This is a genomic window from Sphingosinicella microcystinivorans, assembly GCF_027941835.1.
In the GTDB taxonomy this organism is placed as follows: Bacteria; Pseudomonadota; Alphaproteobacteria; order Sphingomonadales; family Sphingomonadaceae; genus Sphingosinicella.
Window position 1 is genome coordinate 333,735 of record NZ_CP116005.1, and the last position, 14,284, is coordinate 348,018.

Annotated in this window: 13 protein-coding genes and 1 tRNA gene; 10 read left to right on the top strand and 4 right to left on the bottom strand. The window is 66.2% G+C overall.

The window, feature by feature from the left end:
- Positions 1–66: 66 nt before the first annotated feature.
- Genes PE061_RS01490 through PE061_RS21725 form a run of 4 tightly spaced genes read left to right on the top strand, consistent with a single transcriptional unit; the run spans position 67 to position 3,032 of the window.
- Positions 67–990: a DUF7146 domain-containing protein gene (locus tag PE061_RS01490; RefSeq protein ID WP_271257467.1), complete on the top strand. Its 924-nt coding sequence runs from the start codon at positions 67–69 to the stop codon at positions 988–990.
- Entirely contained in the window at positions 914–2,014 is a 1,101-nt protein-coding gene (locus PE061_RS01495) for an AAA family ATPase (RefSeq protein WP_271257468.1), read from the top strand. The genes PE061_RS01490 and PE061_RS01495 overlap by 77 nt, the downstream gene beginning before the upstream one ends.
- A 60-nt stretch (positions 2,015–2,074) precedes the next feature.
- Positions 2,075–2,941 (top strand): hypothetical protein, encoded by an 867-nt coding sequence (locus PE061_RS01500; protein WP_271257469.1) that lies wholly within the window; start codon positions 2,075–2,077, stop codon positions 2,939–2,941.
- Positions 2,880–3,032 carry a hypothetical protein gene (locus tag PE061_RS21725; protein ID WP_420794360.1) on the top strand — a complete coding sequence of 51 codons (153 nt, stop codon included), beginning with the start codon at positions 2,880–2,882 and terminating at the stop codon, positions 3,030–3,032. The genes PE061_RS01500 and PE061_RS21725 overlap by 62 nt, the downstream gene beginning before the upstream one ends.
- 429 nt (positions 3,033–3,461) lie before the next feature.
- Here the strand turns inward: PE061_RS21725 and PE061_RS01505 are convergent.
- A tRNA-Ser gene (locus PE061_RS01505) sits at positions 3,462–3,552 on the bottom strand.
- A 143-nt stretch (positions 3,553–3,695) separates the two neighbouring features.
- Here PE061_RS01505 and PE061_RS01510 point away from each other — a divergent pair.
- From PE061_RS01510 to istB, 3 genes are all read left to right on the top strand, one after another.
- Positions 3,696–4,388 carry an META domain-containing protein gene (locus PE061_RS01510; protein ID WP_271257470.1) on the top strand — a complete coding sequence of 231 codons (693 nt, stop codon included), beginning with the start codon at positions 3,696–3,698 and terminating at the stop codon, positions 4,386–4,388.
- A 75-nt stretch (positions 4,389–4,463) separates the two neighbouring features.
- Entirely contained in the window at positions 4,464–5,978 is a 1,515-nt protein-coding gene (gene istA / locus PE061_RS01515) for an IS21 family transposase (RefSeq protein ID WP_021238707.1), read from the top strand.
- Positions 5,965–6,693, top strand: coding sequence for an IS21-like element helper ATPase IstB (gene istB, locus PE061_RS01520; protein ID WP_031304487.1), 729 nt, complete (start codon positions 5,965–5,967; stop codon positions 6,691–6,693). The genes istA and istB overlap by 14 nt, the downstream gene beginning before the upstream one ends.
- 298 nt (positions 6,694–6,991) lie before the next feature.
- Here istB and PE061_RS01525 read toward each other — a convergent pair whose 3' ends face one another.
- Positions 6,992–9,175 (bottom strand): TonB-dependent receptor, encoded by a 2,184-nt coding sequence (locus PE061_RS01525; RefSeq protein ID WP_271257471.1) that lies wholly within the window; start codon positions 9,173–9,175, stop codon positions 6,992–6,994.
- Positions 9,176–9,287: 112 nt separating this feature from the next.
- On the opposite strand from PE061_RS01525, the gene PE061_RS01530 reads away from it, so the two are divergent.
- Positions 9,288–9,770, top strand: a complete 483-nt coding sequence (locus tag PE061_RS01530) for a DUF3237 domain-containing protein (RefSeq protein WP_271257472.1) — start codon at positions 9,288–9,290, stop codon at positions 9,768–9,770.
- A 3-nt stretch (positions 9,771–9,773) separates the two neighbouring features.
- Positions 9,774–11,120, top strand: coding sequence for a spinster family MFS transporter (locus PE061_RS01535; RefSeq protein ID WP_271257473.1), 1,347 nt, complete (start codon positions 9,774–9,776; stop codon positions 11,118–11,120).
- Here PE061_RS01535 and PE061_RS01540 read toward each other — a convergent pair.
- Positions 11,112–12,155 carry an NADP-dependent oxidoreductase gene (locus PE061_RS01540; protein WP_271257474.1) on the bottom strand — a complete coding sequence of 348 codons (1,044 nt, stop codon included), beginning with the start codon at positions 12,153–12,155 and terminating at the stop codon, positions 11,112–11,114. The genes PE061_RS01535 and PE061_RS01540 overlap by 9 nt on opposite strands.
- A gap of 116 nt (positions 12,156–12,271) precedes the next feature.
- Between PE061_RS01540 and PE061_RS01545 the strand changes: the two genes are divergently transcribed.
- Positions 12,272–12,730 (top strand): hypothetical protein, encoded by a 459-nt coding sequence (locus tag PE061_RS01545; protein WP_271257475.1) that lies wholly within the window; start codon positions 12,272–12,274, stop codon positions 12,728–12,730.
- Here PE061_RS01545 and PE061_RS01550 read toward each other — a convergent pair.
- Positions 12,720–14,225 carry an AMP-binding protein gene (locus PE061_RS01550; protein WP_271257476.1) on the bottom strand — a complete coding sequence of 502 codons (1,506 nt, stop codon included), beginning with the start codon at positions 14,223–14,225 and terminating at the stop codon, positions 12,720–12,722. The genes PE061_RS01545 and PE061_RS01550 overlap by 11 nt on opposite strands.
- Positions 14,226–14,284 lie beyond the last annotated feature (59 nt).

Here is a 14,284-nt window from a genome sequence, read left to right on the forward strand (position 1 = left end):
AGCGCATCATGTTCGGCCGGAACTGGCTGCAATGATCGCAGCGTTCGCTTTCGGTGGAGGCTCGGCATGAGCGAACTTGCATCATACATGGCCGACACCGCCACGAAGCTGCTGGGACAGCCGAACCGGACGCTATCGACTGCCGAGAATTGGCGATACGGCCGGAGAGGTTCCCTGTCTGTGGACGTGAAGCGCGGCCGCTGGTTCGATCATGAATCCGGCACAGGGGGCGGCGTCCTGTCTCTGATCCGCGCCATGACCGGCACGGACAATCGGGGTGCGTTCGACTATCTCGGCATTGCGCCTGATCCGAATGACGGCGCCGGCCGACTCGTGAAGCGCATTGTTTCCAATGATGCCCGCGACGCGGCGGTGCAGGCCAGCCGGGAAAAGCGGATCGCGTTGGCGCTGCGACTATGGGCCAATGCCACCGATCCGGCCGGAACGCTGGTGGCGACATACCTTGCCAGCCGCCGCCTTGCGCTTCTCGATGACGAGCCGAACCGCGTCATCCGGTTCCACCCTGCATGTCCGTTTGGCGGGGGTACGGTGCACCCGTGCATGATCGCCCTGTTCCGCGACATCGTGACCGGCGAGCCCTGCGGCATCCACCGAACGGCGCTGACCCCGGATGGCGGCAAGATCGGCAAGAAGATGCTTGGCCGTTCCGGCGGCGCGGCCATCATGCTTTCAAAAGCCGCCGAGGTCACAATGGGACTTGGTATTGCCGAGGGCATCGAGACGGCCTTGTCGGTGCTGAATACCGGCTGGGCACCGATTTGGGCCATCGGTTCATCCGGGTGCATTGCCACGTTCCCGATACTCGACGGCATCGAGGCGCTGACTGTGTTTGCGGATGCCGATGACGCCGGACTGAGGGCCGCACGCGAGGTTGCCGCACGATACGCCGCACATGGTCGCGAAGGGTTCGTGCAGATACCGCCACGCGGCGACTTCAATGATCTGGCACGGGAGGCGGCCCATGGCTGACTCTGGCGTCTATGGTGCGGCTGTGGAGCATTTCGCGCCGCGCACCAGCTTCGCGACGATCCGCGCCGACGTGCTCGCCGCAATGGAGTTCCCGCCGGTCGCATGGGCTGTTCCCCGCCTTGTGCCGGAAGGTCTGGCGATCCTTGCGGGCAAGCCTAAACTCGGCAAGTCGTTCCTGTCGCTCCAACTCAGCGAAGCCGTCGCCGGGGGCGAAGGCAAGGCGTTTGGGGTGGAGGCGTTCGACCCCGGCGACGTTCTTTATTGCGCTTTAGAAGACAGTCCCCGCCGCCTGCATTCCCGGCTCCACATGATGCACCCGTGGGGCGGCGATGTTTCCGGCCGCATTCATTTCGCGACGGAGTGGCCGCGCATCGGCGACGGCTGCATAGAGCAAATGGAGGAATGGTGCGACGCACACCCGAAAGCCAGGCTCATCATTCTGGATACGTGGCGGGCTATCAAGCCCGTGACGGCCGGAAATGGCTCGGCCTATGACGAGGATGCCACCAGCGCCGCGCCGCTCTTGGAGTTCACGAAGCGCAGACCCGGCCTTGCCGTCATTGTCGTGCATCATGTCCGCAAGATGGATGCTGACGACATATTCGACACGATCAGCGGCACGCACGGCCTGACCGGGATTTTCGACACGCTCATGGTGCTGGCGCGGCATGGCGAGGGCGTGAAGCTGGCAGCGCAGGGACGCGACCTTGAAGGTTATGAGAAGGCCATGGAGCGGGACCGGCTCACCGGCGGCTGGATCGTCAAGGGCGATGCCGGGGAGATCGCCAAGACGACGGAACGGCAGGAAATGCTTGATGCGCTTGCGGATGCGAACGGCGAACCGCTTACGCTTGCAGCCATCGCCGGTGCGGTCGGGAAACGGAAGGACGCAACTCGGTATCTGCTGAAGCGCCTGATCGACGAAGGCCGCGTGCACCAGCCCAATTACGGGAAATATGCCCTTACTACCCCCTCAAACCACTCAAAGTCCTCAAACTGGCAGGGAGGCAGCGGTGAAGATTGAGGGGGTTGAGGGAGTTGAGGGGGTGAACATACGACAATCGACAATGAAGGTGATGACGGCATGACGAGCACGACGAGACGAATTAGCCGGAAAGCGACCGGGAAAGCCAAACAGGAAACCATCGTCGTCGCCGTGCCGGAATCGGGAACGGCCGAAGAAGCCAAGGCCACGCTCAGCGACAGCATTCCGGGTTGGAACGAACTGACGAAGCAACAGCAAACCGAACTGGCGGAAATTGCCGTGGCTCAACGCAAAGAGCGCCAGCCGGTCAAAGTGAAGCTGACCCGCAAGCCGGACGGCGGCATAATGATCGACATGGACGGGAAGTGCGAAGCGCTCGGCATTCTCAAGCTGCAAAAGGCATTCGCGGCCACCAGCATGGAGCCGGTGAACGCACGCGCCAACGAACTGCTGAGATATATGGGATCAGTTGGAACGGACAACACAGGGCGCTACAACGCGGCGCTTTCGTTCATCGAGAGCATGGCGCCGCAAAATCAGGCCGAGACACTGTTGCTGGTGCAAATGTATGTCACGCACGATGCCGCGATCCGGGCACTCAGCCAGCTTGGGTCGGCGGAATGGCTGCCGACCGCTCAGATATTCGGCAATCTCGCCGCGAAGCTGCTGCGTACGTCTCAGGGCCAAATGGAAACGCTCGCACGGCTTCGTCGCGGGGGCGAACAGGTCGTGAAGCATATTCATGTCGATAACCGGGGCGGGCAGGCCATCGTGACCGATGCCGTGGTGACGGGGGGTGAAAATGGAAAATCAGACGGACAATCCCATGCAGCCGGAACGCTTGTCGAGTGCGCCGCGCTGCCTTGCCCGGACCCGCAAGGGTTCTCCCTGCCAGTCACCGGCTTTGAAGGGAAAGAAGCGGTGCCGGATGCACGGTGGAACGAACCCCGGCGCGCCGAAGGGTAACAGGAACGCATGGAAGCACGGCGGCCGGTCGGCGGAGACCATGGCGGCGGTGCGGTATCTGCGGGGTATGGCTCAGTTTGTGCGAGAGTGAGGTCCGCGCACCTGTTGCGATTTATCAACCGCTGGCTAGGCTAGGTCTTATCGGGGGGATGGATATGCTTGGATACTTTTCCAAATTTGTAATGATCGGAGTGGCGGTAGCCGCAGGTATGGGCGCCTTTTCATTCTGGTGGGCACTTATTCCGGTGTTTCTCGCCGGTTCACTGGCTCTTTCAAATGGGCCTCATTACGAAATTGTGATGAGAGCAAACGAAAGAGGTTCGCTTACGATCTTTCCCTTGATGCTCGTAATATATTGTGCGGGGCAACTTGCGCTCGCTGGAATCGCTTATTGGATCGGAACGCTCTTTGGATAACTACTTCGACCGATAGCATCGAGCTTAAGCGTGCAGGTTATCGGGGTTCCATTAGGGGAACCGCCCCATCAAGAGAAGAATTGTTCAATAAAATCAACTGAATTTGGCGGAGCGGGAGGGATTCGAACCCTCGATACGGTTTTGCCGTATACTCACTTTCCAGGCGAGCGCCTTCGACCACTCGGCCACCGCTCCGCATCGCTGGCGGAGCGCCTTACCGCCCATCGCGGGGGTTCGTCCAGCCCCTCATTGCAAATGCCGTCTCCCGCAGCCGCGTGAAAGGGGCTATCTTTCGGTTTTCAGCCGCGAAACGCGCGGAGAGCTGTGGGAGAGCCGTGATGAAGCGTAGCCTGGGCATCGTGACCGTCGTGGCGATGGCGGGCTGCGCGGCGGGCTCGTCGGAGCAGGAAACGACGGGATCGGCGGCATCCGCGCCCGCGGCACCTGCCCTCGTCGATACGGTGTGGGCGGCGGAAGCGGTTGCGGGAGAGGCGCCTGCGCCCGGCGCGCGGTTCCAGCTGGTGCTGGGCGCGGACGGGCGTGCGAGCGGCCGTTCGGGGTGCAACGGCTTTTCGGCGCGCTACGAGCTGAGCGGCACGGCGCTCACGGTGCATCCCCCGATGATCGGCACGATGATGGCGTGCCCCGAAGCGGTGATGGCGCAGGAAGGGACCTTCCGCGACGTGCTGGAGGCCGCCGCCACGGCAACGGTGGGCAGCGACGGCAGGCTGACCGTCACCGGCAAGGACGGGCGCACGCTGCGTTTCGCATCGGCCGGGAAGGCCGGGAGTGAAAACAGCGATGCCGGGAGCCCCGCCATGCCGATGCCCGTTCCCTCGCACATCGTGATGCGCTGCGGCGCGGAGCAGCTGCGCGTGCGGCTGGCGGAGGGCAAGGCGCAGGTGGTGCTGGAGGACGGCAGCGAAGTCGAACTCCCGCGGCTCGCGGGCGACGCGGGCGCGGCCGAGACCTACACCAACGGCCGCATGACTGAGGATCAGCGTGCAATAGGCACCCCCTTCGTGGGGTGATCGGCGTGCAAAAAGGACCCCTTCATCCCGGGGATTTAGTCGGCCGACTGGTTTTGATCAGTTGGCGAGAACGGGATGTTGATCGTGGAGACAGTGGTTCGGATTCGGCGTGAGCATGCAGCGGGTAAGGCGATCAAGGCGATCGCTCGTGACCTTCGTTTGTCGCGGAAGGTCGTCCGCAAAGCGATCCGGTCGCCGGAGGCGGCGTTCAACTATCAGCGCAAAGTCCAGCCGCTGCCGCGGATCGGTCCTTATCAGGATCGTCTCGATGCGCTGCTTGAGGAGAACGAAGGTCGCGGCCGCCGCGATCGGCTACGGATGACGCGTATCCATGACCTGCTGGTGCGCGAGGGGTTCGATGGATCCTATGATGCGGTGCGCCGCTATGCGGCGCGCTGGCGTGCTGCGCGGCGGAAGGATGCTGGCGAAGGCGCACCGGCGTTCATCCCGATGACCTTCCAGCCGGGTGAGGCCTACCAGTTCGACTGGAGCCACGAGGATGTGGAGATCGCCGGCAAGCCGATGCGGGTGAAGGTGGCGCATATGCGTCTCTGCGACTCGCGCGCACCCTATGTCCGAGCCTATCCGCGCGAGGGCCAGGAGATGCTGTTCGATGCCCATGCCCGGGCGTTCGCGTTCTTCGGCGGTGTGCCGCGACGCGGTATCTACGATAATATGAAGACGGCGGTGACGGCCGTGTTCACCGGCAAGGAGCGTGTGTTCAACCGCCGCTTCCTGATCATGACCGATCATTACATGGTCGAGCCGACCGCCTGCTCGCCGGCGGCGGGATGGGAGAAGGGCCAGGTCGAGCAGCAGGTCCAGACGATCCGAGGCCGCTTCTTCCAGCCGCGACTCCGGTTCGCCAGCCTGGCCGAGCTCAACGGGTGGCTGGAGGCCGAGTGCCGGCGCTGGGCCGAGCATCATGCCCATCCCGAACGCGGGGATATTACCGTCGCCGAGGCGCTGGATATGGAGCGACCGGCCCTGCAGCCGATCCTGGCACCGTTCGACGGCTTCCATGAGAGCGAGCATGCCGTCACCGGCACCTGCCTCATCAGCTTCGATCGCAACCGCTACTCGGTCATGTCGACGGCCGCACGCCGGACCGTTCAGGTGCGCTCCTATGCCGATCGCATCGTCATACGCTGCGGCGATGCGATCGTCGGGGAGCATGAGCGCCACTTCGGTCGGAACCGCACGATATACGATCCCTGGCATTATCTGCCGGTCCTCGCGCACAAGCCCGGCGCGCTGCGTAACGGCGCACCGTTCCAGGACTGGGATCTGCCGCCCGCCCTGCACCGATTACGGCGAAGGCTCGGCACCGGGGACGAGGCCGATCGCAGGTTCGTGCGGGTCCTCTCGGCGGTGCTCACCGATGGCCTGGAGCCGGTAGAGGCTGCCGTGCGCGAAGCGTTGGCGAACGGAACGGCCAGCGACGAGCTGATCCTCAACATCCTCTCCCGGCGCCGCGAGCCGGCGACACCCCACAGCATCGTCACTTCGGAAGACCGGATGCTGCAGCATCCTCCGCTCGCCGACTGTGCCCGCTATGATCTGCTGCGAGGCTATGATGCAGCGGCATGATATGATCGACACGATGCGCGGCCTCGGACTCAAGGGCATGGCGGCGGCGTTCGACGAGGCGGTCACCACCGGCCTCCAGCGCAAGCGCACCACCATGGAGATACTGACCGACCTGCTCCGTGCTGAGGCGACCCACCGGGATGCAGCCTCCATCCGCTATCGGATGACGGCTGCGAGGCTGCCCGTGGTGAAGGACCTGGAGCGGTTCAGCTTCGAGGGCACACCGATCAATGAGGAGATGATCCGCTCCCTTCACGATGGCTCCTTCCTCCCGCCTCGCCGCAATATCGTGCTGGTCGGCGGCACGGGGACAGGCAAGACCCACCTCGCCATCGCGATCACCGCCAATGTCGTGCGAAGGGGCGCTCGCGCCCGCTACTTCAACACCGTCGATCTGGTGACACGCCTCGAAGAGGAGACCCGGATCGGCAAAGGCGGGACCCTGGCGGCGCAGCTGTCGCGGCTCGACCTGATCGTGCTCGACGAGCTCGGTTATCTGCCGTTCGCCCGCTCGGGAGGGCAGTTGCTGTTCCACCTCATCAGCAAGCTTTATGAGCGGACCAGCGTCATCATCACCACGAACCTCGCCTTCGGCGAATGGCCGACCGTGTTCGGCGATCCCAAGATGACCACGGCGCTGCTCGACCGCGTCACCCACCACTGCGATATCGTCGAGACGGGCAACGACAGCTGGCGCTTCAAAAACCGCAGCTGACAGCCACCTTCGGCGCCTTCAAAAATCTATCTTGCGCTGCGCGCGCCTCCGGTCGGGCTACGCCCGCCCTCCGCCGCACGCAGCGCAAGGCCATCTTCAACAAACCAGCATCATATTATCCGAAAAGGGGGTCCCTCTTCGACGCCGATCGGGGTCCCTTTTGAACGCCGTTTGACACGCATGACGCTGGAGCGCACGACGGCGCCGCAGCACGGCTTCCGCTTCGCGCGCGGTCGCATGGCGATGATGCCCTGCATCCTCGCGCAGAACTGAGGCCGCGTCTGCGCCGCCGTCGGCCTCAGAACTGGAACGACACCGTCACGCCGTAGGTGCGCGGCGGCTGATACGTGTTGAGCTGCTGCGCGTAGGGCGCGAACGCGACGATGTGGTTCTTCACCAGCTTGTCGGTGAGGTTCATGCCCCACACGGCGACTTCCCAGCGGTCGTCCGCCGAGCGCACGGCGAGCCGTCCGTCGAGCATCCCGTAGGATTTCTGGATCTCGAGCGGCGTGTTCGACGCTTCGAAGAAGATCTTCGAGCGGTAGGACCAGCCGACGCGCCCGAACAGGTTGACGCTGTCCGTCACCGGCACCTCGTATTGCCCGGCGAGCCCGATCTGGTGCTTGGGCGCGCGCGGCAGGCGATTGCCGGTGTAGTCGGCGGTGGCGCCGTCCGCGAAGCTCGAGAACTCGGCGTCGAGCCAGCTGTAGCTCGCGTCGATGCGGAAGCCTTCGAAGAGCTGTGCGACGAACTCGGCCTCGACGCCGTCGATCTTCGCCGTCGCGGCATTGCCGATCACGACGCAGCACAGCGGCACGAGCTGCGAGACCTGGAGATCGGTGTAGTCGGTGTGGAACGCGGCGACGTTCAGCTGCACGCGGTTGTCGAGGAAGCGCGACTTGAAGCCGGCCTCGTAGTTCCACGCGAATTCGGGGTCGTAGGGCGTGGCGGCGCTTCCGCCGGTTCCCGCCGTGCCCTGGAAGCCGCCGCTCTTGAAGCCGCGCGCGGCGCTCGCATAGATCATCACGTTGTCGCTGACGTGATAGTCGACCGCGAAGCGCGGCGTGAACGCCCGCCAGCTTTCGCGCGCCCGCACGTCGTAGGGCACGCTGAGCGGCGGCGGCAGGCCCGGCCCCTCGACAAGGATGCCTTGCAGATGCGCGCGCTTCGATTCCCACGTCATGCGCGCGCCGACCGTCAGCGTCAGGCGATCGGTGACGGCGAGGCTCGCCTGCCCGAACAGCGCGAAACTGTCCGAGTCCACGTCCTGCGGAAACGACCCCACGCCCTGCGACGCCGGGACGGGAAACGACTGTTCGAGGATCTCGTTGCGCTCGACGTTCTCGGTCAGGAAATAGAGGCCGACGACGCCGCTCAGGCGATTCTCGAGGGTCTTGAACGCAAGCCGCAATTCCTGGCTGAACTGCTCCGACGTCTCGATGTTCTCGTTGATCGATTCGATCTGCGCGGGCGGATTAATGGGGTTGCTGAAGAAGGCGTCGCGGTGGCTGTAGTCCGCCTTGCGCCACGCGGTGATCGAGGTGATCTCGCCCATCGGGCTGTCGAGCGTGACGGTGGCGGAAACGCCGCCCACCTCGCGCCTCAGGAACCCGTCGTCGACGGCGTTCACCACGCGCGGATCGGGGTCGACGCCGGCGCAGTGGATGCCGCCGTCAAGCGCCGCGTTGCAGACGTTATCGCGCGGCTGCCCCAGCGTATCCTGCTTCGTGTAATCGCCGCTCAGCAGAATATCGACACCGTCGCCCGGCGCGAGCCGGACCGAGAGGCGGCCGCCCCAGAGGTTCTCGTCGTCGACGCGGTTTCCGGTCGTCGCGTTCCGCGTGTAGCCGTCGCGGTCGATCGTCGTGAACGCGCCCGAGACCGCCGCGACGTCCGACAGCGCGTAATTGAATCGCCCGAGCAGTTCCAGCCGGTCGTAATTGCCGTACGTCACCGATCCGCCGACGAAGGTCTCCGTGAAATCCGGCTTGCGGCTGACGAGGCTGATCGCGCCGCCGACGACGTTCTTGCCGAACAGCGTGCCCTGCGGGCCGCGCAGCACCTCGACGCGTTCGAGATCGTAGAGATTGAGGTTCGATCCGCCGCCGCGCCCGATGTAGACGCCGTCCACGAACATCACCACCGAGGCGTCGCCGCCGGCGTTCGAATTGATGCCTTCCGTGCCGATGCCGCGGATCGCGAAATTGGGCTCGCCGGGGTTCACCTCGCTCGACGTGAGGCCGGGCGTGTATTGCGCGAGGTCGCGCACAGATTCGATCCGCGCATCGCGAAGCTGCGCCGCCGAAAAGGCGCTGACCGCGATCGGCACGTCCTGCAGGTTCTGCGCGACCCGCTGCGCGGTGACGACGATTTCCTCAAGACCCTGCGTGGATGTCGCGGCCTGTTCCTGCGCCATGGCAGCGCCTCCGCCCGCGCTGAGCGCCAGACACGAAACAGCCTGCATGAATCGACGAATCGCCATGATAACTCCTCCCTGATTTTCGACCGTTCTTTGAAGCCGTATTGCGCTAAAATCGCACGAATGTAATTAGATGTCTAAGGATTTTTCAAAACCGTCCACGGGGAGACGATCAATGGCGCTCAGCAGCCGGCCGCTTTGCCGCGTTTCGATCACACTGGAAGCCGGGGCGCCCATCGCGGTCGGCGCCTCGCCGTGGCGCAACCGCCGCGTCAGCCATATCGCGGGCGGCAGCATCGGGGGCGAGCGGCTGCGCGGCACGGTCGAGCCGGGCGGCGGCGACTGGTCGGAGCTCGGCACGAACCCCGAAGGCGACGGGCTCACGCTGCTCGACGTGCGCTCGCTGTGGAAGACGCACGACGGCGCGCGCATCTACGTCGCCTATCAGGGGCGGCTGGTGATCCCGTCCGCGGTGCTGCCCGCGTTCCGCGATCCCGAAGCGCTGAAGGCGCTCGATCCCGCGCACTATTACTTCCGCATCACGCCGCTCTTCGAAACTGCCGACCCGCGCTACTTCTGGCTGAACGGCATCGTCGCGGCGGGCATCGGCACACGCACGCCGGACGGCGTCGACTACGACATCCACGAACTGCTCTGAGCCGTGTCCGCAGCCGCCGAGCCGAACGCCGCAGCGCATGAGGACCCGTCCGAGGCCTATGCCTGGTTCGTCGTCGTCGTACTGCTGCTCGCCTACACCTGCTCGTTCATCGACCGGATGATCCTGACGCTGCTCGTCGGCCCGATCCGCGCCGATCTCGGGATTTCGGACACGGAGATGAGCCTGCTCGTCGGCTTCGCCTTCGCGGTGCTCTACACGGTGGCGGGCATCCCGCTCGGCTACATCGCGGACCGCGGCAACCGGCGGCGGCTGATCACGGCGGGAATCACGGGCTGGAGCGCGATGACCGCGGCCTGCGGGCTCGCCCCCAATTATCTCTCGCTGTTCCTCGCCCGCGTCGGGGTCGGCATCGGCGAGGCGACGCTGTCGCCCGCCGCCTATTCGCTGCTCTCGGATTATTTCCGGAAAGACAAGCTCGGCCGCGCCGTCGCCGTCTATTCGATCGGCGTGCCGCTCGGCTCGGGCATCGCGCTGATGCTCGGCGGGCTGATCGTCGAGATGGCGACGAAGATACCGCCTGTCGATCTTCCTGGCATCGCGAGCGCGTCGCCGTGGCGGCTGGTGTTCTTCATGGCCGCGCTGCCGGGGCTCGCCGTGGCGCTGCTCATGCTCCTCGTGCGCGAGCCTCCCCGCAAGGGCGCGCGCGTCGAGGCACGCCGGGGCTTCGGCGGGGTCTTCGCCTTCGTCTGGCGGCACCGCGCCGCGTTCGGCCCGCATTTCCTCGGCCTGTCGCTGCTCACGCTGGTCATCTACGGCTACATGGCGTGGGTGCCGACCTTCTTCGCGCGCAGCCACGGCATGGAACCGGCGGCCGCCGGTTTCTGGTTCGGCATCATCCTCGCGGCAGGCGGCGCCGTGGGGCTGCTCGCGGGCGGCGCGCTCGCCGACAGGCTGTTCAAGGGCGGCCGCAAGGACGGCCATCTCGTCACCATCCTCGTCGCCACGGTCGGCGCCGCACCGTTCCTGATCCTCGCGCCGATGATGCCCGGCCCGGCGCTCGCCTTCCTGTGCCTTGCACCCGCCATGCTGATCGCCTCGATGCACGGCGGCGTCGCGGGCGCGGCGCTCCAGATCATCACACCGAACCGCTTCCGCGCGCAGGTGACGGCGCTCTATTTCTTCGTCGCGAACCTCATCGGCTTCGGCCTCGGCCCCACCGCCGTCGCCGCGATCACCGATTACGGTTTCGGCCGGGACGACGCGCTCGCATGGTCGATGGTCATCGTCGCGGCGGCGGCGCTTCCCGCTTCCGCGCTCGTCATCACATGGGGCCGCGCGCCGTTCCGCCGCAGCGTCGCGGCGATGGAGGCGGAGGACGCGTCAGCCTGACGGCGGCTCGTCGGAAACGCGCACCAGCAATTTCCCGTCGTGCGCGCCGCTGAACAGCAGCTTCAGGATCTCGGGCGCGTTCTTGAGACCGTCGCGGACATCCACCCGGTACTTGAGCAGGCCCTTCCCGATCCAGTGGCCGATCGCCGCGAACGCCTCCGGATAGCGGCGCCAGTAATCGCTGACGATGAAGCCCTCGATCCGGGCGCGCTTCATCAGCACGTTGCGGAACATGGCGGGGCCGCCGCCCTGCTCGATCTCGTTGTAGGTCGAGATGAGGCCGCACACGGCGATGCGTGCACCCTGATTGATAAGGGTGAGCGCCGCATCCAGAATCCGCCCGCCGACATTGTCGAAATAGACATCCACGCCGTCCGGGCACGCCGCCGAGATCGCGCCGACGAGATCGGCCTCGCGGTAATTGATCGCGGCGTCGAACCCGAGATCGTCCGTGATCCACGCGCATTTCTCCGCGGACCCGGCGATGCCCACGACGCGGCACCCCATGATCTTCGCCATCTGTCCGACGAGCGACCCCACGGCGCCCGCCGCCGCCGAGACGAGCACGGTTTCGCCGGGGCGCGGCCGCGCGACTTCGAACAGTCCGAAATAGGCCGTCGCGCCGATGTTGCCGAGCGGCCCCATGAACGCGGTGAGCGGAAGGTTGCCGGGGACGACGCGGCGCACCGCCTTGCCGGAGATGGCGATGTAATCCTGCCAGCCGCCCTGCCCCGTCACGATGTCGCCGACCGCAAGGCCCTTCGCGCGCGAAGCCTCGACGACGCCGAGCGTGCCGCCCCGCATCACGTCGCCGATCGCGACCGGCTCCATGTACTGGTCGACGTCCGACATCCAGATGCGGTGCGTCGGGTCGATGGACAGGTAGATGTTGCGGACCAGCACCTCGCCCTCGCCCGGCTCCGGAAGCGCCGCGTCCTCGAACGTCAGCAGGTCCCGCTCGACCTCCGTCTGCGGTCGGTTCGCGAGAATCCATCGGCGGTTGCGGCCCGGAATGCGCGCGGCTGGCTGGCCCATGTCGTCTCCCCGTCGTCTCTTTGGCACGACACCCTTAGCATACTAATATTCTCGGGAAACCTCCTGCGTGCCCGATCGTTGCAGGCCGGACGGACGACGACTGGAGGATCGACAGCATGAAACGCCTCGCATGGCTCGCAATCCCGCTGCTCGCCGCCGCGTGCGGCGAGCAGCGTCCCGCACAGGCGCCCGAGTCCGATGAAATCGCGGCTGCGCCGCTGCCGGCCGACACGGCGGCGACCGGCATCCCCGATGCGCTCGGCGGCCGCTGGGGCCTCGTCCCCGCCGATTGCACATCGACGCGGGGCGACGCCAAGGGCCTGATCGTCGTCTCGCCCGGGGAGATTCGTTTCTACGAATCGCGCGCGGCGCTCACGGACACGGCGGCGCGGACGCCGCGCAGCGTCTCCGGCACGTTCAGCTTCACCGGCGAGGGCACGACATGGTCGCGCGAGATGACGCTCGACCTGTCGGACGACGGCAAGACGCTCACCCGATCGGAATTCGGCGAGGACGCCGCCGCCCCGCCGCTCCGCTACACGCGCTGCGAGGTGGAAACGCCGCCTACGCCGTGAAGCTGTCCGCGTAGCGTTTGCGCAGTTCCGATTTCATGATCTTGCCCATCGCGTTGCGCGGCAGCTCGGGAAGCACGTGGATCGCCTTCGGCTGCTTGAAGCGCGCGAAGCTCGCCGCGGCGGCGGCCTCCTGCGCCGCGACATCGAAGTCCGCGCGGTCGACCGTGACGGCAGCGACCACCGCCTCGCCGAAATCCGGGTGCGGCACGCCGAACACGGCCACGTCCACCACGCCTTCCACCTCCGCGAGCGGGATTTCCACCTCGGCGGGGTAGACGTTGAACCCGCCCGAGATGATGAGGTCCTTCGAGCGCCCGACGATGCTGACGCGCCCTTCGGCGTCCTTGAAGCCGGTGTCTCCGGTGCGGAAGAATCCGTCCGCATGGAAGCTCTCCGCCGTCGCCTCGGGGCGGCGCCAGTAACCCGCGCAGAGGTTCGGCCCCCTGATCTCGATCTCGCCGACCTCGCCCGGCGGCAGCGGCCGCCGCTCCGCGTCCACGATATTGAGCGACACGCCCGGCAGCGGGAAGCCGACCGTGCCCGCGATCCGCCCCGCCTGCTCGTAGCGGTTCGACGTGATCATCACCGCCTCGGTCATGCCGTAGCGTTCGAGGATGCGGTGCCCGGTGCGCGCCGCGAAGGCGTCGAACACCGAGGGCAGCAGCGGCGCCGAGCCGCTGACGAACAGGCGGATGGACGCGCAGGCCGCGCGGTCGAACGACGCGTCGGCGAGCAGGCGCGCATAATAGGTCGGCACGCCCATGAACACGCTCACCCGCCCCAGCCGCGCGATCACCTCCGCCGCGTTGAATTTCGGCAGCATCACCAGCGTGCAGGCGTTGTAGAGCGCGAGGTGCAGCGCCACGAACAGGCCGTGCGCGTGGAACAGCGGCAGCGCGTGCAGGATCGAATCGTCCGGCGAGAAGCGCCAAGCCTCATGCAGCGCCGCGACGTTGCTCGAAAGATTGCCGTGGCTCAGCATCGCGCCCTTGGGCCGCCCCGTCGTGCCCGAGGTGAACAGGATCGCCGCGAGATCATCTGCCGCAACCGGCTCGATCGTCAGATCCGGTTCCAGCGACAGTGCAAGATCGGGCAGCGACCCCGTGCCGTCCGGCTCCAGCGTCGCGCGCTTCACCGGCGCGGCCGCTTCGTCCGGCACCGGCGTCGCCGCGGCGTGGACGAGGAGCGCCGGCTCCGCGTCCTCGATCAGCAGCGCGACCTCCGCCGCCGTATAGGCCGCGTTCATCGGCACGAAGATCGCGCCCGAGGCAAGCACCGCGAGATAGGTGTAGACGAACGCGGGCGAGTTCTCGGTCTTCACCATCACCCGGTCGCCGCGCCTGACGCCGAGCGCCGCGAGCGCCGCGCGGTATCGCCCCACCGTCGCGGGCAGGCCCGCATGGTCGATGACCGGCGCGTCGTTCCACACGATCGCGGGCTTCGCGCCGAATCCGGCGTGCCGTGCGTAGAAGATCGCGACCAGATTTCCCGGCATGCGTTCCCGTCCCCGACTGTTCCCGGCTCCGCGCCTTAAACCCGATCCGGCCCCCGCGC